At 36.5% G+C, this 21,166-nt stretch carries 22 protein-coding genes; 18 read left to right on the forward strand and 4 right to left on the reverse strand.

Annotated features, from left to right (window positions below; genetic code table 11):
- Window positions 1-175 precede the first annotated feature (175 nt).
- From BFG57_RS03435 to BFG57_RS03445, 3 genes are all read left to right on the forward strand, one after another.
- Entirely contained in the window at window positions 176-1,357 is a 1,182-nt protein-coding gene (locus BFG57_RS03435; RefSeq protein ID WP_069716071.1) for an acetyl-CoA C-acetyltransferase, read from the forward strand.
- An 87-nt stretch (window positions 1,358-1,444) separates the two neighbouring features.
- Entirely contained in the window at window positions 1,445-2,188 is a 744-nt protein-coding gene (locus tag BFG57_RS03440; RefSeq protein WP_069716072.1) for a beta-ketoacyl-ACP reductase, read from the forward strand.
- A gap of 223 nt (window positions 2,189-2,411) precedes the next feature.
- Window positions 2,412-3,638: an MFS transporter gene (locus BFG57_RS03445; RefSeq protein ID WP_069716073.1), complete on the forward strand. Its 1,227-nt coding sequence runs from the start codon at window positions 2,412-2,414 to the stop codon at window positions 3,636-3,638.
- A 105-nt stretch (window positions 3,639-3,743) separates the two neighbouring features.
- Here the strand turns inward: BFG57_RS03445 and BFG57_RS03450 are convergent, their stop codons facing one another.
- On the reverse strand, window positions 3,744-4,133 hold the full coding sequence (locus tag BFG57_RS03450) for a DUF7147 family protein (RefSeq protein ID WP_069716074.1): 390 nt from the start codon (window positions 4,131-4,133) through the stop codon (window positions 3,744-3,746).
- 255 nt (window positions 4,134-4,388) lie between these two features.
- Between BFG57_RS03450 and BFG57_RS03455 the strand changes: the two genes are divergently transcribed.
- The 3 genes from BFG57_RS03455 to coaD all read left to right on the forward strand — a co-directional run bounded on the left by BFG57_RS03455 (window position 4,389) and on the right by coaD (window position 7,393).
- Window positions 4,389-5,828, forward strand: a complete 1,440-nt coding sequence (locus BFG57_RS03455) for a stalk domain-containing protein (protein WP_069716075.1) — start codon at window positions 4,389-4,391, stop codon at window positions 5,826-5,828.
- Window positions 5,829-6,324: 496 nt separating this feature from the next.
- On the forward strand, window positions 6,325-6,888 hold the full coding sequence (rsmD, locus tag BFG57_RS03460; protein ID WP_069716076.1) for a 16S rRNA (guanine(966)-N(2))-methyltransferase RsmD: 564 nt from the start codon (window positions 6,325-6,327) through the stop codon (window positions 6,886-6,888).
- A gap of 25 nt (window positions 6,889-6,913) precedes the next feature.
- Window positions 6,914-7,393 (forward strand): pantetheine-phosphate adenylyltransferase, encoded by a 480-nt coding sequence (coaD, locus tag BFG57_RS03465; RefSeq protein WP_069716077.1) that lies wholly within the window; start codon window positions 6,914-6,916, stop codon window positions 7,391-7,393.
- 115 nt (window positions 7,394-7,508) lie between these two features.
- Here the strand turns inward: coaD and ylbJ are convergent, their stop codons facing one another.
- Window positions 7,509-8,732 carry a sporulation integral membrane protein YlbJ gene (gene ylbJ, locus BFG57_RS03470; protein ID WP_069716097.1) on the reverse strand — a complete coding sequence of 408 codons (1,224 nt, stop codon included), beginning with the start codon at window positions 8,730-8,732 and terminating at the stop codon, window positions 7,509-7,511.
- A 256-nt stretch (window positions 8,733-8,988) separates the two neighbouring features.
- On the opposite strand from ylbJ, the gene BFG57_RS03475 reads away from it, so the two are divergent.
- Together BFG57_RS03475 and BFG57_RS03480 are read left to right on the forward strand one after the other, a co-directional pair.
- Window positions 8,989-9,783, forward strand: a complete 795-nt coding sequence (locus BFG57_RS03475; RefSeq protein WP_069716078.1) for a patatin-like phospholipase family protein — start codon at window positions 8,989-8,991, stop codon at window positions 9,781-9,783.
- Entirely contained in the window at window positions 9,770-10,792 is a 1,023-nt protein-coding gene (locus BFG57_RS03480) for a SepM family pheromone-processing serine protease (RefSeq protein ID WP_069716079.1), read from the forward strand. Before BFG57_RS03475 ends, BFG57_RS03480 begins: the two co-directional genes overlap by 14 nt.
- 96 nt (window positions 10,793-10,888) lie before the next feature.
- On the opposite strand, the gene BFG57_RS03485 is transcribed toward BFG57_RS03480, so the two are convergent.
- On the reverse strand, window positions 10,889-12,097 hold the full coding sequence (locus BFG57_RS03485) for a nucleotidyltransferase (RefSeq protein ID WP_069716080.1): 1,209 nt from the start codon (window positions 12,095-12,097) through the stop codon (window positions 10,889-10,891).
- Between the two features lie 515 nt (window positions 12,098-12,612).
- Between BFG57_RS03485 and BFG57_RS03490 the strand changes: the two genes are divergently transcribed.
- The 4 genes from BFG57_RS03490 (at window position 12,613) to BFG57_RS03505 (ending at window position 14,940) form a co-directional block, all read left to right on the forward strand.
- Complete coding sequence (locus tag BFG57_RS03490; RefSeq protein ID WP_069716081.1) at window positions 12,613-13,131, forward strand: YceD family protein; 519 nt, start codon at window positions 12,613-12,615, stop codon at window positions 13,129-13,131.
- Between the two features lie 64 nt (window positions 13,132-13,195).
- The gene (gene rpmF / locus BFG57_RS03495; RefSeq protein WP_069716082.1) at window positions 13,196-13,369 is read left to right on the forward strand and encodes a 50S ribosomal protein L32; all 174 of its coding nucleotides are present in this window, start codon (window positions 13,196-13,198) and stop codon (window positions 13,367-13,369) included.
- Between the two features lie 170 nt (window positions 13,370-13,539).
- Entirely contained in the window at window positions 13,540-14,301 is a 762-nt protein-coding gene (locus BFG57_RS03500; protein ID WP_083249044.1) for an enoyl-CoA hydratase/isomerase family protein, read from the forward strand.
- 66 nt (window positions 14,302-14,367) lie between these two features.
- A complete protein-coding gene (locus tag BFG57_RS03505) occupies window positions 14,368-14,940 on the forward strand; it encodes an RsfA family transcriptional regulator (RefSeq protein ID WP_069716083.1) in 573 nt (190 codons plus the stop codon).
- A gap of 128 nt (window positions 14,941-15,068) precedes the next feature.
- On the opposite strand, the gene BFG57_RS03510 is transcribed toward BFG57_RS03505, so the two are convergent.
- Window positions 15,069-15,539 (reverse strand): N-acetyltransferase, encoded by a 471-nt coding sequence (locus tag BFG57_RS03510; RefSeq protein WP_083249046.1) that lies wholly within the window; start codon window positions 15,537-15,539, stop codon window positions 15,069-15,071.
- A gap of 389 nt (window positions 15,540-15,928) precedes the next feature.
- On the opposite strand from BFG57_RS03510, the gene BFG57_RS03515 reads away from it, so the two are divergent.
- The 6 genes from BFG57_RS03515 to ftsL all read left to right on the forward strand — a co-directional run bounded on the left by BFG57_RS03515 (window position 15,929) and on the right by ftsL (window position 21,026).
- Window positions 15,929-16,828, forward strand: coding sequence for a 2-dehydropantoate 2-reductase (locus tag BFG57_RS03515; RefSeq protein WP_069716084.1), 900 nt, complete (start codon window positions 15,929-15,931; stop codon window positions 16,826-16,828).
- The gene (locus BFG57_RS03520) at window positions 16,822-17,202 is read left to right on the forward strand and encodes a DUF3397 domain-containing protein (RefSeq protein ID WP_069716085.1); all 381 of its coding nucleotides are present in this window, start codon (window positions 16,822-16,824) and stop codon (window positions 17,200-17,202) included. Before BFG57_RS03515 ends, BFG57_RS03520 begins: the two co-directional genes overlap by 7 nt.
- A 224-nt stretch (window positions 17,203-17,426) precedes the next feature.
- Window positions 17,427-19,055, forward strand: a complete 1,629-nt coding sequence (gene bshC / locus BFG57_RS03525) for a bacillithiol biosynthesis cysteine-adding enzyme BshC (protein ID WP_069716086.1) — start codon at window positions 17,427-17,429, stop codon at window positions 19,053-19,055.
- Window positions 19,056-19,197: 142 nt separating this feature from the next.
- Entirely contained in the window at window positions 19,198-19,629 is a 432-nt protein-coding gene (mraZ, locus tag BFG57_RS03530; RefSeq protein WP_069716100.1) for a division/cell wall cluster transcriptional repressor MraZ, read from the forward strand.
- Window positions 19,630-19,700: 71 nt separating this feature from the next.
- Window positions 19,701-20,645: a 16S rRNA (cytosine(1402)-N(4))-methyltransferase RsmH gene (rsmH, locus tag BFG57_RS03535; RefSeq protein WP_069716087.1), complete on the forward strand. Its 945-nt coding sequence runs from the start codon at window positions 19,701-19,703 to the stop codon at window positions 20,643-20,645.
- Window positions 20,646-20,669: 24 nt separating this feature from the next.
- Window positions 20,670-21,026, forward strand: a complete 357-nt coding sequence (gene ftsL, locus BFG57_RS03540) for a cell division protein FtsL (RefSeq protein WP_069716088.1) — start codon at window positions 20,670-20,672, stop codon at window positions 21,024-21,026.
- The last annotated feature ends 140 nt before the right edge of the window (window positions 21,027-21,166 follow it).

The raw sequence follows: 21,166 nt of genomic DNA on the forward strand, positions 1-21,166 counted from the left end.
TAGAAATTCTTAACAATAAATGATACAGTATAAGGGATAAAAGTTGAAAAATTCAGAATAGAACACCTTTTGTAATTACATCATTTTTTCGTGTCAACTAACCATTATAGGTTGTAAAACCATTCAATTTAATGGAAGTATAAGTCCATATATTGGATAAAGGGGGATGTTTGGAATGAGAGAAGTTGTAATTGTAAGCGCTGCACGTACACCAGTTGGATCATTTGGTGGTGCACTTTCATCTGTGTCTGCAGTTGATCTAGGTGTAGTAGCTGCTAAGGAAGCGATGAAGCGTGGAGGCATATCACCTGATATGATTGATGAGGTTCTAGTAGGTAACATATTGTCAGCAGGCCAAGGGCAAAATCCTGCCCGTCAAGTAGCGATTCAAGCTGGTATGCCTGAAACAACATCTGCTATGACAATTAACAAATTGTGTGGTTCAGGTTTGCGTACAGTAAGTATGGCTGCCCAATTTATCTCATTAGGTGATGCCAATGTCATTATGGCAGGTGGAATTGAGAGTATGAGTAATGCACCATACTTAATGCCGAATGCGCGCTGGGGTCAGCGCATGGGTGATGGTAAAATTGTCGACTCAATGATTCATGATGCGCTTACTGATGCATTTCATGGTATACATATGGGAATTACAGCGGAAAATATTGCAGAGCAATGGGGTTTCAGCCGTGAAGAGCAAGACCAATTTGCGTTAGAGAGTCAATTAAAAGCTGAGAATGCACAAAAAGAAGGACGTTTTCGAGATGAAATCGTTTCTGTAGAAGTTCCACAGCGCAGGGGTGAACCTCTTGTAGTTAATACAGACGAGTATCCTAAAAATGGGATGACAATGGACAAGTTGGCGAAGCTAAGACCTGCATTTAAGAAGGATGGTACGGTAACTGCAGGTAATGCCTCAGGTATAAACGATGGTGGTGCGATGGTCATTTTAATGGCAAAAGAAAAAGCCGAAGAACTCGGTATAACTTATTTGGCAACAGTTAAGTCATATGCTTCAGCAGCACTAGATCCGAAAATTATGGGGTATGGCCCAGTTCCAGCAACTAAGAAAGCGCTTCAAAAGGCAGGATTAACGATTCATGATATTGATCTAGTTGAAGCTAATGAAGCATTCGCAGCTCAATCTCTCGCAGTCGTGAAAGATTTAGAGATTAACAAAGAAAGAGTGAATGTTAATGGGGGTGCCATTGCACTGGGTCATCCTGTTGGAGCTTCAGGCACTCGTATTCTAATTACACTGTTATATGAGATGATTCGTCGAGATGCAAAGACAGGTTTAGCAACTCTTTGTATCGGTGGAGGACAAGGAACCTCTCTAATCATCGAACGTGCATAATAAAAAGGTGTCTCTTAAAGGGGACACCTTCTTACAATTTTATATCCTTAAAGAAGTAACCGTTTACAAAGTGGGAGGAATAAGAAGATGAGATTACAGGGGAAAGTAGCGATTGTAACAGGTGCTGGTCAAGGGATTGGAGAGGCGACTGCGAAAAAGTTTGCAAAAGAAGGTGCGAAGGTTGTTGTTGTTGATCTAAACGAGCACGGAATTAACAGCACGGTTGATGCGATTAACAAAGATAATGGTGAAGCAATTGGTATAGTAGTTGATGTTACTAATCGTGAACAAGTTCAAGCTATGATTGAAAGGACAGTTGAACAATACGGAAAGCTCGATAGTGTTGTGAACAATGCAGGTATTACTGCAGATAGTACGCTCGCAAAAATGACAGATGAGCAGTGGGAAAATGTTATTGACGTCAATCTAAAGGGTGTATATCTTGTTGGACAAGCAGCTGCAAAACAAATGAAAGAACAAGGGTTTGGGGGTACAATTTTAAATGCATCTAGTGTTGTTGGATTGTACGGGAACTACGGACAAACAAACTATGCTGCATCAAAATGGGGAGTAATTGGTATGACAAAAACGTGGGCGAAAGAGCTGGGCAAGGACAAGATTCGTTCAAATGCCGTTGCACCAGGATTTATTCAAACTCCAATGGTTGAAAAAATGCCAGAGAAAGTCGTAGCAGCTATGAAAGCTAGAGCAGCACTAGGGATATTAGGTGAGCCCGAAGACATTGCTAATGCATACGTTTTTTTAGCTTCAGATGACGCACGTTTTATTACAGGTGCAGTGTTAAGTGTTGATGGAGGAATGGTAATTTAATAGTGTGAAAATGTTAAGTGTGAAGTGCTCAGTTAATGAGTACTTCTTTTTTTTGTTTTGAGGTTAAAAATTTCAACATTTAGCTTGAATTACAGTTTTGTCATTCTCAATACACTAGGTACAAATGGATTTTGTAAAATTCGATAAGTTGATAACATAACGTTATTGCGTTATAGTGACCTATATTGTTTGAGTAGGTTGTAGATTAAAGGAAGTGAAATAAATGGAACAATGGAAACGAAATCTATGGATTCTATTTATCTGCCAATTTATCGTACTAGGATCAATGACGATGATCCTACCGTTCCTACCACTGTATTTGCAAGAGCTTGGAGTAACCGACCCTAATAAAGTAAGCTTGTGGTCAGGGTTAATTTTTGGAGCTAATTTTTTTACTGCTTTTATTTTTTCACCATTTTGGGGAAGGCTTGCTGATAAGCATGGACGGAAGCTAATGATTTTACGTTCTGGTTTTGGGATGAGTATCGTCATTATCTTAACAGGTTTTGCAACAGGTCCGTTCGGGCTACTAATCGTTCGATTATTAAATGGTATAGTGAGTGGGTTTATTCCAGCATCAATTGGTTTAGTAGCGACAAATACACCAAAGGAACGTGTTGGTTACGCTCTGGGAACACTTCAATCTGGTGCAGTAGCTGGTAGTATTATCGGTCCTTTATTTGGAGGACTAATGGCAGAATCATTTGGTTTTCGTTTTATTTTTAACATTACTGGAGTTTGTATATTAGTTGCGGCAATTGTTGTTCTTATATTTGTAAAAGAAATAGAAAAACCAACAGGTAATCAAGTGAAGAGTAATGCAATTAAAGATTTCAAACGTATTACAGCACAGAAACCGATGTTAGCTCTCTTTTTTACTGCATTTTTGATCCAGTTAGCTATGCTCGGAGTTAATCCAATCATTCCACTATTTGTGCAAGAGCTTTCGTCTGGACAAAATGTAGCTTTCCTTGCTGGGGCAGCAACTTCGGTAATGGGAATCTCAAACATGATTGCATCACCACAGATTGGTAAGTTAGCAGATAAGAAGAGTCCTCATAGAATTCTTTTCATTACATTAACTGCAGCAGCATGTATTTCAATACCACATGCTTTTGTCAACGAGTTATGGCAGTTATTTTTATTCCGTTTCTTACTAGGTTTATGTGTAGGTGGTTTATTACCGACTGTCAATGCACTAATTAAACGTTTATCTCCAGAGGGCATGGAAAGTCGAACGTATGGGTTTTCAAATAGTTTTATTTATCTTGGTAATATGCTTGGTCCAATTCTGGGAGGATGGTTAGCAGCAAGCATTGGCTTAAGGGGTGTATTCATTTTCTCTGCAATTTTTTTCATGGTTAATGCATTGCTTGTTAATTTCTATATTGCACCAATATTAGATGGTAAACGTTTTGCTCGGTTATTTGATTTTGCAAAGTCAAGTTAAAACAAGCCATGAACTGCTTCATAATTGAGTGGTTCATGGCTTTTTATATCGATAATATTCACAGTTTGCTAGTGGTTAATTAATTTTAGTATATAATTTCTATCGTTATTGCATCGGTGGTATAAAATGATTCATTCTTAGTATACCGATGAGGTGCTGGTAGTAAAGTTCCTTTTCTCCAAAGGTAGTTGATGGTTTCACATCAAATTCAATTAACGTTTTTTCTAATTTTGTTGCAGCCTCTTTAAATAAATTAAACCGTTGATTCGCTGTTACATGCGGGTTTGGAATACCTTCTCGACATATGTAAATAGGTTGAAAATTCCCTGGATTTGTTGGTTGCAATACGACAGCTAGAGATGCGACGTCACGCTCATTTATTTTTGTGTAAAAAGCCATCATATGAACTAAGCGGTGTTGATTGTTTTGTGCTATTTCAATCAGCTCGTACAGATCTGAATAGCCTTCTCCAAGTTCAATAAAACGTTGAATCATCAAAATTCCTCCTTATCATTACATTTTATACTTTAGCATGTAAAATAAGAAAATTGAAGAAAAGGGGAGTCATTTGTAATAGTGAAACATTCGTGTGACAATCGTCCTGATAATAAATAAGTACATACGTACACATTCTATTGTTTTATAATAGAGAAATGAAAAAAAGAAAAAGTTTGGAAATTTCTAATCTCAAACAGTACTTTTTTTGGTATGTTATTTAATAATAAGAAATTCGGGTTAGGGGAATTATTTATGCTTAAACGAATATTCGGTATGCTTATATTGTTTGTGTTTATTATTACTGGACTAGTAGGATACCAGTGGTTAAGTTATCAACGTGGTGAATCTGCAGTTGTAAGGATGCAGACATCACCGCTTAATTATGAAATAAAGGTAACTCATCAAGCTGGTAGATTAAAGGTCGAACAGAATGTACAAAATATTCAACAACAGCAGTTTTATGTGCAAATTCCTAAAGGTTCATCAGATGTATTGTGTGAGTTTGATAGCAAAAGTAAGTGTGAATGGATAGGTGACCCAAAGAGCAAACAACTAAACGTTGAAGGTGCGCCTAAGGTTACACTCACTTACGAACTATCACTGAATGAAGAGGATACGAGTCGTTGGTTAGAAGATTGGTACATAAAATTCCTAGATGAAGAATTACAACCGTATGCTGCAAATATGAGTGTTACAGTTTCTGAGGAAACAAATACAGCTATTGCATGGGCAGCTGGAGCATTAAATCTTGCTGATGTGAAGCGTGAATATTTGCGATATTTCGCATGGGAGAAACAAAATACAACTTCTTTTCCGTTATATATGAGCGAGGAGCCATTAGCTAAGTTATCGAATGATAAAGTTTTATCTTATTTATCTGAAAGTGCCACATATAACTTGAATAACAGTTGGTTTGAAAATCTACCTGATTATTCTGGTTTGACGGTAGTATCAACGACAAAAAGTAATGTAAAGCTAGCACCACTTCTAGTCGTTTTGCCTGTTGAGATAAATCAAACAGACGCAGATGAAGAAATTGCACTAGCTTATATTTTGGATTCAAAGAGACCGTCTACAGAAGATATAACATGGATTTGGAAAGTTTTCCCTCCACTTGTGAATCAGCAGATCACAGTCGACGGTAAGGTTGGACAGATGGTTGAGCAGCTGCAAACTCAATTAAATGAAGAAGAATTAGAAAGATTTATAATTTGGTTGTTTGAGAAAGAAACGGAACTTGTCACATTACAAGATTTAGATGATGCGTTAAGTTATGTAACAGGAAGACAGACACAATTTTTCAGTATTAATGGTGAAATAAGTGCTCCTCTAGAGCCATTATATTTTGTTGATGAACGTGATGTGTATTTTGGTGGTAAGCAGATTAATCAAAATTGGCATGCTGTATATCAACGAGGCAAGATGTATTTACCACTCGTTCAAGTTGTAAAGGCAGTTGGTTTTGAGGTTACTGAATTTGAAGGTGAAGAAACGTTTCTTGTACGAAAAGGTGGGAATACGTGGCGACTGTTTCTAAATGAGAGCTTCTTTATTTATAACCAAGAAGATTATGGACTAACATCGAAACCATTGGAGAAAATAAATGGTCATGTATATATATCAGAGAAATGGTTTGAAGAGATATTAAGGTTAGAAATCGTAAAAAGAGATGAAGGAATTAATATACAGTAATTTTGGAGCACCTGTTTTATTACGGGTGCTTTTTGAATAAAAAAAATCCCTGCAAGGACATACTTGCAGGGTCCTTCTATATTCCTCGAAATATCTAAATGATACAGAGGTTGAAGGCAAAGGGAGAGGAGAAACCGGAGGAAGAACTTATGGGGAAACGTAAGTCTTCTCCGCGGTTGGCAACAACACCTAATGTGATGTTGTTACTACTCATTATGACCGAGTGCAAAATCTTTATACATTAAATACTGTGAAACTTCTCAGAGACTTAATTGTCTTATAGTATTATTTTTTTGTAATAACGATGTATAGCTTCTACTTAATTTTAAAACTTCTGGCTATAGAGCCGATGGAATCATTTAAACTGCAATTGTAGTATTGTTCCCTTTTATGGTAGGATTAATGTCGAAATGTGTTCGATTAGAAAGGTCTATGACATATAGGTTATTCGTATGCATGTTTATATGTATTTTTAGTGAAAAAGTGAGGGAAAGGTATGCGTGTAATTGCTGGAACGCAAAAAGGGCGCCAATTAAAAGCTGTCCCTGGTAATTCGACAAGGCCAACGACTGATAAAGTAAAAGAAGCGATGTTTAATGTGATTGGTCCTTATTTCGAAGGTGGTATAGGGTTGGATTTGTTTGCCGGAAGTGGTTCGTTAGGAATTGAATCATTAAGTAGAGGTCTTGATTCCATGATTTTCGTTGATCGTCATCCGAAGGCTATTGAAACAATCCGAGATAATATTCGAACTGTTAAGTTAGAAGAACGTGCTGAAGTGTATCGAAATGATGCAAACCGTGCACTAAAGGCAGTACATAAACGCGATTTGCAATTTTCAGTGATTTTCCTCGATCCACCGTATGAGAAGATAAAACTGAAACCATTAATGGAAACGATTTCAGAAATGGAATTAGTTGTAGAAGGAGGTTGGATTGTTACTGAACATCCAGCTGATTCAGATTTAGCTGATCTCGTGGTAGACTTCGAACGACTGAAACATGAGGAGTATAACAAAACGACAGCTATTTCTATTTATAGACGAATGCATTCTGAATAGTAGCATAACGTTAGGGGGATAAAGAATGGCAAGTGTAGCGGTTTGTCCGGGTAGCTTCGATCCGATTACGCTCGGACATTTAGACATTATTAAACGAGGGGCAAGTGTGTTTGACAAAGTGTATGTATGTGTATTAAATAATTCTTCAAAGAATCCACTTTTTTCAGTTGAAGAACGAATGGAGCTCATTCGCGAAGCAACGAAAGATATTGCAAATGTCGAAGTCGATAGTTTTCAAGGATTACTTATTGAATATGCTCAGGAAATTGGGGCAAAAGCAATATTACGTGGTCTTCGAGCGGTGTCAGACTTTGAATATGAGATGCAAGGTACGGCTATGAATCGAAAATTGAATGAAGATATTGAAACCTTCTTTATGATGACAAATAATCAATATTCTTATTTAAGCTCAAGCATTGTAAAAGAAGTGGCCAAATATAAAGGGAGTGTTAGAGACCTCGTTCCAGCCTGTGTTGAGAAAGCGATGGTTGCGAAGTATAATTAGAAATAATAGGAGCCATTCAACCTGAACTATACAGTTAATAAGGACTGTTTAGGTTGAATGGTTCTTTAATTACTTGTCAATTACTACTATGACTTTTATTAATTGACGTATCATTTTATAAACGTAACTGTTTTGAAAAATAATAATAAATTGAGAAGCATAAAACAAATAAAGTAAAATGTGCTCCATATTGAAGTAAGAGATACCAAATGTCCATGATGAAATTGGTTGTTATTTCAGTGTTAAAGACAGGAATATCTTTTGTATGCTTTTCAAACGTATGTAATTGAACGTACAAGGATTGATAAAGTAACGCAGTAATAAGTGCTGAGAAGAACCCTTGTAGAATTCTTGCAAGGAAGAATGGTCGAAAACGTATTTTTGTTTCAGCGAGAATGCTAGCTACTTGAGCTTGTACAGAAAAACCGCTGAAACCAAGAATAAAGCTTGTAATAATTGCCTGTTCTAATAGTGAAACCGTCTCTGTTTGACTAGTCATCTGGCTGCCTAATGTGATTTCAAACAATCCAGATATTAAAGGAATAGCTAAGAGATTTGAAAGAGAGAAAAAAAGTAAGACTGTACTAAAGAAGTTTGCAATCATTTCGGTTATTCCTGCAACATGTAATACTTTATTAAATACAGAGAATAAAATGATGAATCCACCGATCATTAACAGTGTTTGTACTGAAGATGTTACTGCATCTCCAAGCATCTTTCCGAGTGGTCTACTTTCATTGATGCGGGTATTATGCATGCGCAAGAAAGCTTCTTTTAGAATGAATTGTTTTTTATTGGGGTGAATAGTAATTGGCTTTATGTGGTCCTTTCCATGAAATCGCATGATTAAACCGACACAAATGTTACCAAGATAATGTGATACGGCTAGAAGTATACCTAGCTTTGGATCGTGAAAAAAGCCGACTGCTACCGCTCCGAAGATGAAAAGAGGGTTAGATGAGTTTGTAAAGGATGCTAGTCGTTCAGCTTCTACAGTTGTTATTTCATTTTCCTGCCATAATCTTGCTGTTAACTTTGCACCAGATGGAAAACCAGAGGCCATGCCCATAGCCCATACGAAACCACCTGAACCAGGGACACGAAAGACAGGACGCATAATCGGCTCTAATAGAACCCCGATAAAATGAACAACACCATAACCGATTAGTAGTTCAGAAACGACGAAAAATGGTAGTAATGATGGGAAGACTACGTCCCACCACATATTTAATCCACGAATAGACGCTTGTAAAGCATCTTGTGGATATGATATTAAAGAAACTGCAAATAATAATAATAATAAAGATAAAGCGACTGTTTTGAATTTTGAATACGTAATTGACACCTCCTTATGGTAAGATTCTATACTTGCGATCAGTCTAATGATAGAATGAATAAGAATCATTTGATATCTGGCCCTTTTTTTGGTAAATTGTAGAATGGTTATTTAATGTCAATTAATTATGAGTGCAGAGTTATTATAGTTACATTTTGTGAGAACCAATTCAGACTAGAAAGGCATAAGCTTGTTTCTTTTCAAATATACGTAAAAGGTAGAGAATTAGACCATTGATTTCATGTGAGGTGAGGGAGTAATGAGACCAAAAATTGGTCTGGCCCTTGGTTCTGGTGGCGCAAGAGGATTTGCACACCTAGGTGTGCTTCGTGCGCTTCAAGATGAGAATATTCCAATTGATATTATTGCTGGAAGCAGTATGGGTTCATTAATTGGAGCCTTCTATGGGGCTGGTCATGATATGAGTCGTCTATATAAGCTTGCTACGGCGTTCAGACGTAAATATTATTTGGATTTTACCGTACCAAAAATGGGTTTTATAACAGGAAATCGAGTGAAGGATCTGATTCATATCTTTACAAAAGGTAAACAGATCGAGGAATTAGACGTTAAGTTAGGTGTTATTGCCACTGACCTAATAAAGGGAACAAAACGTGTATTTACACAAGGTAACTTACCAGAAGCAGTGCGTGCGAGCATCTCAATTCCAGGGATTTTTGTCCCTGTTAAGATTGATGGGAATTTGTATGTTGATGGTGGGGTAATTGATCGTGTCCCGATAACTACAGCAAGAGAATTAGGGGCTGATCTTGTAATTGCTGTTGATGTATCTCATGTGAAAGCAGATGTCGAAATCACATCGATCTATGATGTAATTATGCAAAGTATTGATATATTACAAGATGAATTAGTTAAGAGTCGTGGGTTAGATGCAGATGTCATGATCGTACCTGATGTGACGCAGTTTAGCTCCCGCGCTTTTACAAATTTAGAAGAAATTATTCAAATTGGGGAAGAGGAAACAAGACAACATATTCCCTTAATAAAGTCAGCTATATCTTCTTGGGAAGGAGTTCATCATGGGAAATCGTAAATCATTATTCAGGCCAATTATCCTTACAGTCATCCTTGTTCTTGTGCTAACAATGATTCAATTACCTTATTATATTTCCACACCTGGAATGGCGAAAGAGCTTTCTCCAATTATTCAGGTAGAGGGTGGGCATGAAGAGGAAGGTACATTCATGTTAACGACTGTACGATTTGGAAAAGCTAATATTATAAATTATGCACTTGCACATGTGAGAGACTTTTATAAGATATACCCGGAAGATGAGATAAGACCAGAGGGTGTTTCTGATGAAGAGTATCAACAAATGCAACTACATATGATGGATACATCAAAAGAATCCGCATCTTATATCGCATACAAGAAAGCTGGTAGAAGTGTTACTGTTAATGATGAAGGAGTTTATGTTGAAGCTGTAATAAAAGGAATGCCTGCTGAAGGCAAGCTTCTAACAGGAGATCGCATTTCAGCAATCAATAATGAGGAAATTTACTCAGCAGAAGAGCTTATCGAATACGTGTCAGAACTTTCTGCCGGCACGTTAGTAACTCTTCAAGTCGAACGAAGTGAACAAATGGAAGAAATTGGTATCGAGCTTGCATCATATCCGGGTGAACCAACAAAGGTAGGAGTTGGGATTAGTCTTGTTACTGATCGTGAAGTCGTTGTTAATCCAAAGGTAGAAATTGATACAGCTGAAATTGGTGGTCCTTCTGCAGGATTAATGTTCACGCTAGAAATATACAATCAATTAGTTGAAGAGGACCTTACGAAAGGTTATCGAATTGCAGGAACAGGTACGATGAATTATGAAGGAGTAGTTGGACCAATCGGTGGTATTGAACAAAAAATTGTTGCAGCAGATAAGTCTGAAGCAGAAATCTTTTTTGCCCCAAATGAAGAAGGTGATGAAGACTCTAATTACAAAATTGCATTAGAAGCAGCAGCACAAATTAAAACAGATATGAAAATTATTCCAGTAGATACATTTGAAGACGCTGTGGATTATTTAAATAGTCTACAGGCAAAGTAAACTTATAATAAATGTATAACATAACCGCCTTGCTTATTAAAAAGCAAGGCGGTTATGTTTATGACTTATGAACATAAAGTATGTGGAAGTTTCACTTTATACACGAATTGGTATCGTAGCATATTCCTTATGAAGTGCTTGAGAACGAAGTGGTTCATCAAAACATAACTGGTATGTATCAGCCGCTTTCAAATCTAAACTTAATTGAGGGTGAGAAAAAGCAGATATTTTTGAGACAAGCGGCAGTGAAAAATGTTTCTTATGATGACGTAAGTATGTTTGTCCTTGTTCACTCATCCCGAGTAAACGTAGATAAGCAGGCTTTTGACCACTTGTTATTAGTTGTTCCTTTGTTGTATTTGTTAAGATATGTATCGCTGCTCGTTGAAGGCGTGTCCACGTATAACGCTTTGTTTTCACACGTTTTATAAACTCTTCAAATGAAGTCGCTTCTTTAATCGCATTTTTGAATCGATATTCTAGTCCCTCTTCAACTTCTGCAATTGAAGCAAGTTCTGTGTGACTCATCGTTAGTAATCGAAATTTGAGTAGTGAAAAGTAATGTTCCCAACTATGGAGTTGTTTATTTTGCTTATTATATTCTACAAGCTCAGTAATAGATGAGTTTGGTAAAACATGAGATAATGTAGAAATAGATTTACCTTCCTCGAAGATTATCCTTCGAATGCTCGTTGCGCTAGCAATATGTCCAGTAACATCTTGATCATGGTAATGCGCACCAGTTCGTTTAATTGTAAGTGGCTTGATGGAAGAACCTAATTCAAGAGCTGCTTTCACATATGAAAGACCAAGTATGTTATTAGGTGCATGAGTATCAAGAGGAAGTGGTTGATCTATTACTTGTTCGATGGCTGCTGAGGCTGCTGAAGGAAAACTTACACCTGAGCGAAGAGCTGCCTTCATTCGTTGTGAGATTGTTTGTTCGTTTTCAAGTAAAAAGCGGCTCGTTTCAATGAAAGGTTCTATCTCACCATGTTCGCTACCAAAACAGAAATAGTCAGCATTTAATGCATCCAATAGTGCGACGGCGCCATAAGCAAAACGGTCAGCCTTTTGAACGGCAAATGAATATGGAAGTTCAATGACAAGGTCAACGCCTGCTGCTAGAGCCATTTTAGCACGAGCCCATTTTGAAACAATGGCTGGTTCTCCACGCTGAAGAAAGTTTCCGCTCATTACCGCAATAATAATATCTGCATTACTAGTTTTTTTTGCCTGTTCAAGGTGAAAGGCATGCCCATTATGAAAAGGGTTATATTCTACGACAAGTCCACAAGCTTTCATTCGTACCTCCATTAAAAAATCCGCCAATATGAATAATCAAAACACAAGTCTATTATTTGTTTTATTGAATGAATGTGATGACAATTTCACTCATCTTCATGAATTAGTGAGACAACGTATAGTTTTACATATATCTTGGTTCCATCATCCTCGGTTAATTTAGAATGTAACACTTTAAGTAGTTTCGACTAATATACATATCATAAACCTATCATCAAGAGGTTTTTGTTGAATGAGTTTTGTTCTTCCAATTTGGCTTTTTGTATAAGTGTATTGTAGCATAAGTTGGTAATGTGTTTATTTTGTGTTAATAAAACATGAAAGATAATGTTCATAAAAAAGAAGTAGATATTTTATTTGCGATTGTTTGTACGATGTAGTATTGTAGGGACACGGAATGCATGCTCGTTATGCTTATATAGTGCTACTTAAAGCCTTCGAGCTGTAAAGAAAAAATATTGACAAAAGCTTTGTCTGTCGCTATAATTACCTTTGTTGCCTTGAGGTGATCAACGATGAAATGGCACGTATCAGAATTAAACAAGTATCGCAAAGAGGGTTTCACATTTAACAAAACCGTTGATGTGAGTGATTTGAAAGAGTTTAATGCAGAGGTTCGTGAAGTATCGCCTGTTCATGTAACTGGAGAAGTACACTTCGCTGGAGCCAAAGCCATTTTTACGATGCAAATAAAAGGTGAATTGATTTTGCCTTGCGCTCGTTCACTTGCTGATGTGAACTACCCATTTGAAATTGAAGCGAGGGAAATTTTCTCGTTAAATAGTGAAAGTTATTCAGAAGATACAGATGAAGATATTCACGAAATTGACGGAGAAGTCCTTGACTTAACGCCGATTATTAGAGAAAATATTCTACTAGAGATTCCAATGCAAGTATTCAGTGATAATCCTAACTCTGAAGGGAAAGCACCTATGTCAGGTAAGGGTTGGGAAGTTATTACAGAGGAACAGAAGGAAGAACGCATTGACCCTCGTTTAGAAAAACTACAACAGTTTTTTAACAAAAATGAGTGAAGAAGCACCTCTTGTGCAGGTTCTTCGCGCTTTTTGATGGATTTGTGTTAAGGAGGTGGAAATGATGGCAGTACCTTTTAGAAGAACATCTAAAAAAGTAAAAAATCAACGCCGTACTCATAAAAAGCTTTCAGTACCAGGTATGGTAGCTTGCCCAAATTGTGGCGAAATGAAACTTGCGCACCGCGTATGTAAAGAGTGTGGTACTTATAAAGGCAAGGAAGTTGTAAATAACTAATTGTTACAATAAAGCTGGCTCTACATCGTTTATAACGATGTAGAGCCAGCTTTTTCTATTTTTGTATGATAAATTGTCTCTTAAGTGTGTTCGCAGCATGAATAACTATCTCATTCACGTTAATGTGATTCTTGTATAATGAAGATAAGTAGATAAAGGGGGAGTTTGTTGTGGAGAAAGTAATGATTGAGCTAGATGATAGGGGTGTGCTCGTACTCACAATCAATCGTGAGGAAAAGTGGAATGCCGTTGATTATGATGTAATACTTGCTTTTCAGGATGCTCTAGAACAGGCAGAGCGAGATGAGCGTGTTAAGCTAATGTCTATAACAGGAGCAGGAGGCAAAGCGTTTTGCTCAGGAGGAGACCTATCTGTGTTTCATGAGCTATTTTCGAAAGAAGATGCTTTTGGAATGCTTTCGAAGATGGGTGATGTTTTACATAAACTATTTATATTACCGAAGCCAACAGTCGCCCTCGTTAATGGAACTGCACTAGGTGGGGGATGTGAGATCTTAACAGCTTGTGATTTTCGTTTAGCGAAAGAAAATATTACTTTTGGTTTTGTTCAAGGCAAACTCGCGATTACTACTGGTTGGGGTGGGGGTACGATGCTGTTTGAGCGTCTTAAAAAGCAAGATGCTATGAAGCTTTTAATGACAGCAGAGAGGTACTCAGCGTCTGATGGTAAGTGTTTGCAATTGTTTCAAGAAGTTTTTCCGAAAGTGTCTTTCTTTGATGATAGTAGTAGTTGGATAGATAAACTTGTAGCACAAGATGTTGCAGTCTTACGTGCATATAAAGAAATGATGCTTCAAAGGGTGGACGTTGGAAAACTAAGAAAAAACATGTTTTTAGAAATAGAACGTTGTAGTTTGCTTTGGGAATCGGAAGCACATCATAAAGCAGTACAAGCATTTTTGAAGAAGTAGACTATTTTCTATTCTATCTTATCTTTTTTCATCATAAACATATGAAAAAAGATAGGGGAGATGGATGTGAATGTAGCTAGACAAGATGCATGGTCAGAAGACGAAGATATTTTGCTTGCGGAGGTTGTGTTGCGTCACATTAGAGAAGGCGGTACACAATTAGCAGCATTTGAAGAAGTAGGAACACGCCTTAGTAGAACCGCTGCCGCATGTGGGTTTCGATGGAACTCAACTGTGCGCAAACAGTTTGAATCTGCTATTACACTTGCTAAGGAGCAGAGGAAGTCTGCGAGAAAGAAAGAAGCTAATCACTTAAAGCAAAAAGTTGTTAATAACAGTGGTACTCAAACGTTTGATCTGTCAAAGATTATTATTTCTTTGCAATCGCTTCAACAAAGATTAGAGAGTGATGAGGGTAGTAGAGAACGAAAAGAAAACGAATTGACGAAAAGGTTACAAGAGGTGGAATGGGAAAGAGACCAATTGAAAGAAAAATTTGAACGCATTGAACAAGACTATCAAGTGATGTTATCGATTATGGAGAGGGCTAGAAAGATGACAGTCTTTCAAGAGGAAGAAAAGAATCAAGTTCGCTTTCAAATGGATGAAAACGGGAATTTAGAGAGGGTAAAAAAATAAAGGAAGCCGTTGCATGATCAATGCAGCGGCTTCCTTTATTACATATTTTAAAAGAGTGTATCAGCACCTCTTTATAAAAAATTGAATGTGTGATGAATGAAAGAGTGATCACACACATATGATTCATTTTATTGAATCGTTATTGACTGATTCGTTACGTTATTAGGTGCCCATGTGAAATATTCAACTTCGTTATTCACTGTGGATTCAAAACCCATGCTATTCCAGAAGTCTGTTGAGTTTATACGAGGAAGTGTACGAATTGGCATTTGAAAGCTTTTAGCGAATTCAACTAACATTCTTCCATACCCTTTATGTTGATAGTCTTTCAATACTTCGAGCTTACTAATTTCTAAACCATTTTGAGGTGGGGAAAAGAGGTTATCGTATTTGGCTTCAACTGTATAAAGGCACATTCTTGCAATAAGTGTATCACCATAATAGATTCCATAAAAAGGAGAATCACTTTTATTTTCAACCATATCTGATTGTAGGTCTTCGATCATTGATAATTCTTGCATTCCGTGTCGTTTAAAACGTTTGAACTCCTCTAGTGTTTTAAAGTTAAGTAATAATTTTTCGACTGACATTAATTCCATATTATGAACCTCCTTAAATGATTCGCTAGTTAATAATCTTTATTTTTATTATATAACAAATCTACGGAAAATTGTGAACTTATCGGGAAATCGTTTTCAATAATTATTTTGAGTATTTTGAAAAGGTGTTTCATGAGTAGGATAAGTGCTTAAAATAAAGAAAATTCAGAAAATTTAACAATAGAATTAAACAACTAAAATGTCTGTTTATATAACAGCATAACATTTTAATAAATATTATAAATATAGTTAGGAAATTATACCGATATATTGAAATGAAGACTTTTTCCATTTCATCTATATATCTGATAAAATAGTTTAGGATGGAAGCAAAACTTTCCAATGTACATAATGGTGAATGAGAGATTAAAGAAATCAGAGGTGACGTAATGGATGTAGCCATTATAGGTGCTGGAGCAGTTGGGTTGTTAACAGCAGCACATATTGCCAAAGTAGGAGGAAATGTAACGGTCTATACGAGGCGTAAGGAGCAAGCTGAAACGATAAATGAGTTAGGAATTTTATTAATACAAGGGCAAGCTGAGGAAACGATAAAGGTAAATGCGAAACCGTTGAAGGGACGAATTAGTGAACGTTTAATTATCTTAACGGTCAAACAATATCACCTTGAAAGTGTTATATCGATGTTAGGAGAGATAGAAAAAACACAAAGTATTCTCTTTTTGCAAAATGGAATGGGACATGTAAAGCTATTATCAAAATTAATAGATGACATTACAATTTTGCTCGGTGTCGTCGAACATGGTGCACTTAAACGAGATGACCGAAGTGTAGAGCATACAGGCATAGGGAAAATTCAACTTAGTATCTACCGCGGAGATCATTCCTCTTTGGATTGTTTGCAACAGTTAGGCACAAGTAATTTTCCGTTTGAACATCGAAAAGATTGGCGTGAAATGCTTTCTAATAAACTAGCTGCAAATGCTGTGATTAATTCATTAACTGCTCTCTATCGGGTACAAAACGGAGCTTTGATAGAAGAGCCTGAGTTTTACGAAATGATGGAGCAAGTTTTTAATGAAGTAGATGACGTATTACAACTGTCAAAACGGGAAGACACTTGGGAAAATATTCTCACAATTTGTGAACGAACAGCAGGAAATACGTCCTCGATGCTGAAAGACTTTCAGATGGGACGTAAAACAGAATTAGAAGCAATACTCGGATATTTGATTCATACTGCAAATGATAAGAACGTGAATGTACCAATTCTTACTTTTTTATTTAAAAGTTTAAAAGGGCTTGAAGGGAGGTTTATTAGTTGTTAAGTGTCTTTTCAAATGTTGTTGCACTGTTTATGACAGCTCCGTTGTTGGCGTTAATTATCATATATTGGATAACTGTGAAGGTAACGCAAAATAAAAAAAAGGCATTTCATTTATCAGTTGAAATAGGTGCCGTTGTTTTCATTTTTGCCGTTCATTTTTTAATTACGGTTATTTGGGACGTATCAATACTTTGGATAATTGGGCTATTATTAATTGGGTTGGCAATGCTCATTGGGTTGGTTCAATTTAAGGTTCGAGGAGATTTAGAGGTTAAGAGAGTTAGAAAAGTAATGATGCGATTAAACTTCTTGCTATTTTTCTTCGCATATATCGTTTTATTTATTTATGGGCTTTTCGAACGAATAATGGCTTGATTTGTACAAATGTCAACGATTAAGAAATTTTGTTTGGTGATAATAAACAGATTATTTCATACATATAATTGTGTTTTCAAATAAGTTGACAGATAGTTGAAGAAGTCATTTTTTTGGCTTTTTTTAAACTCTATAAGCAGGGTTTTTGGTTCGGTATGTAAAGTTTGATATACTCATTTAGGAATTGAAATGATGGATGATTTAGAAGAAAGGAAGGCCACTGAATGGAAATAAAGCAATGTTCGCTGCCTCCTACAAACCCATTTGTACTTGATTATATCAATCAGCAGGATAAAGCGTTAAAGTACTTTGATTATAACCCGCAACAACATGAAGCGTTTACTGAGCGGGTGGAAGAGCTTAGTAAACGAACATTTAAACGTGAACAGCTAGCGGATTATTTATATTCATATAATCGTAATATTGGTTGTAGTGAGAAGACTCTTCAGCAAATTGAAAAACTTAAAAACGAGAATGCAGTTACGGTTGTAGCAGGACAGCAGGCTGGTATCGTAACAGGTCCTCTTTATACGATACATAAGGCAATTTCGATAATACAATTTTCACGAAAAAAGGAACAAGAGCTTGGGATACCAGTTGTACCTATTTTTTGGACTGCTGGAGAAGATCATGATTTTGCAGAAATCAATCATATTTTTGCACCTGCTCATGAACATGAACTGAAAAAATATGTTTCACAAGAAGATGACAATCAGAAGCTACCGATAGCTGATCGTGTGTATGATAAACGGCTTATGTCAAATTGGGTTGAAGATATTATCCGTCACTTTGGTGAGACGATTCACACTTCAGATGTTGTTGATAAGCTAAAAAGCTACATTGAAACCTCTCAAACGTATACAGAGTTCTTTAATCGGTTAATGTTGGCGTTATTTGGTGATAGTGGATTAGTCGTATTAGATTCTAATGATGCTGATTTACGCAATCTTGAATCATCTTTCTTTAAACAGTTAATTCAAAACAATGGTAAGTTACAACATCAGTTATTAACACAACAGTTAACATTAAAAGAAGATGGATATGGAGAACCAATTATTATTCAAGAGCAAAACACACACCTTTTTTATCATAATAATAGTGAACGAATCCTACTTGAAAGATTGGAAACAGGGGATTTCTTAGGTAAAGGGGCTTTGCTTCGTTTTTCAGAAGCGGAACTAATGCAGATTGCGTCTGACTATCCTGAGCGACTAAGTAATAATGTTGTGACAAGGCCACTGATGCAAGACTATCTTTTTCCGGTGCTCGCATTCTTTGGTGGACCTGGAGAAATCGCTTATTGGGCAACTTTGAAACCTGTATTTCACCAGTTTGGTTTTAAAGTCCCTCCAGTTGTACCTCGTCTGAATATTACAATCGTAGAGCGAAATATTGCTTCTTGGATTGAAGAGCTTGAATTAGAAGTAGAAGAGTTGCTGAAAAGCGGTGCAAATCATCATAAAGAAGCTCGTCTTGAAAAAGTGGAACGTAAAGACATTGATGAGCAAGTAAAAGGTGTGTCCAAACAAATCGACGACCTACATCAATCGTTGCGTATGCTTGCAGCAGATGTCGATCCTAATTTAACAGAGCTCGCATACAAAAATGGTTCGCTCATTCAAACTCAGCTACAGTATTTGCATAAACAGATGGACCGCTCGTTACGTGAACAGAAAAGTCCATTATTAAGAAAATATGAGATGATTGATGTGTCATTCAAACCATTTGGAAGTCCGCAAGAACGAATTTGGAATATCCTTTATTTCTTAAATGGTTACGGGATGCATTTTGTTTCAGAACTAAATGAGCTTTCATACTCATTTAATAATCGACATAACCTAGTCTTTTTGTAGAATTGAATCACCAGTTATTGTCGAAGGAAAACCTGCTATATGAGCAGGTTTTTTTTGTTTGTAACAAGAATAGTACAATAGTAAGTGGTGGAAAGTGGGGATGTGTGGTAGGTTTAAAGAAGAAAGTGGGGGAAGACTAGCCATGTTTATAGGAGAATTCCATCACAACATTGATCAAAAAGGGCGTTTAACGATTCCTGTCAAGTTTCGTGACCAACTCGAAGGAGCATTTATTGTCACGCGTGGATTGGATCAGTGTCTGTTTGGTTATCCTATTGAAGAATGGAAAGTACTTGAACAGAAGTTAAAAAGTCTTCCACTTACAAAAAAAGATGCTCGAATGTTCACAAGATTCTTTTTTTCAGGTGCTGCAGAAGTGGAAATTGATAAGCAAGGAAGAATTAATATTCCAGCACCACTTCGGGAATATGCGACTCTTGAAAAAGAATGTATGGTCATAGGTGTTTCAGGTAGGTTTGAAATATGGAGCAAAGACCGTTGGCATACATATATGGAGCAATCTGAAGGATCGTTTGGAGACATTGCAGAGAATCTAATTGATTTCGATATTTAACTAACCATACATATAGAAACCACGTTTTCTCATATTTAAGAAAACGCAACTAGGTAAAGCAGGTGTAAATAATGTTTGAGCATGTAACAGTATTAAGAGAAGAAGCAGTAGACGGATTAAATATTAAACCAGATGGTATCTATGTCGATTGTACGTTAGGTGGAGCAGGGCATAGTGAATTAATCCTATCGAAGTTATCGAATGAGGGTCATTTATATGCCTTCGATCAAGATCAAATTGCATTAGATCATGCTAAAGAAAAATTGAAGCAATATGAAAGCAGAGTAACATTTATCAAAAGTAATTTCCGCTATTTACAGGAGAAACTCGCTGAACTAGGAGTCAAGAAAGTAGATGGTGTATTATTTGATTTAGGAGTATCATCTCCACAATTAGATGAAGCGGAACGAGGTTTTAGCTATCACCAAGATGCTCCACTCGATATGAGGATGAACCAACAAGCTGCACTTACTGCAAGAGAAGTTGTCAATGAATGGTCGTATAATGATTTAGTTCGTATCTTCTTTAAATATGGGGAAGAGAAATTTTCAAAACAAATTGCTCGTAAGATAGAAACAAAACGCGAAGATAAACCAATTGAAACAACATTTGAGCTAGTTGAGATTATTAAAGAAGCGATTCCAGCCCCTGCTAGAAGAAAAGGGGGGCATCCTGCAAAACGTATTTTTCAAGCAATTCGGATTGCAGTAAATGATGAATTAAAAGTTTTTGAAGAAGCGATTGAGCAGGCAATCGATCTATCTTCAATAGGAGGACGTGTTAGTGTCATTACCTTCCACTCCTTAGAAGATCGTATTTGTAAGCAAGTATTTAAGGAGAAAAGTTCTCTGCCAAATTTACCGCAAGGATTACCAGTTATTCCGAAAGAGTTTGAACCCTCTTTGAAGTTAATAACGAGAAAACCAATTGCTCCATCAGAAGAAGAGTTAGAAAGAAATAATCGGGCACGTTCTGCAAAGTTAAGGGTTGCTGAAAAACAAAGAGAAGATACCTGAAACTAATTAAAGGAGGCGGGGGAGTTGAATCAGACGGCACGTCAAATCCAAAGACAACAAGATTGGCAAACGAACACGCAAACGCAACAAAAGCGTAAATCAAAGTTAAAATACAACGTAACACCAGGGGAAAAGATATTGTATTTTCTTTTTTCTGCTGTATTCGCTTGTATGTGTATTTTTGTTGTTTCAAATCAAGCGTTAATTTACCAATACCAATCAGATATTCAACAAATAGAAAGGAATATAGAAACCTTGAAGAAAGGTAATCATTCATTACAGGAAAAGGTAAGCGATCTAAGTAAACCAGATCGTATTTTAGGTGAAGCTGCTAAGAATGGTTTAACTATTCAAAAAAATAATGTGGAATTGATTCCATAAAAAATGTTTGATCTCCCTCGGATAAATACATAAATTAACTTACATTGTTGTCTTCGAATTGTGCAACATAGACGAAACTTTAATTAATGACTCTCCTATCGTCTGTCTTTATGATTAAGTATTTTAATAGAGCGAGTGTG

The organism is Bacillus solimangrovi (assembly GCF_001742425.1).
GTDB classification, from domain to species: Bacteria; Bacillota; Bacilli; order Bacillales; family Bacillaceae_N; genus Bacillus_AV; species Bacillus_AV solimangrovi.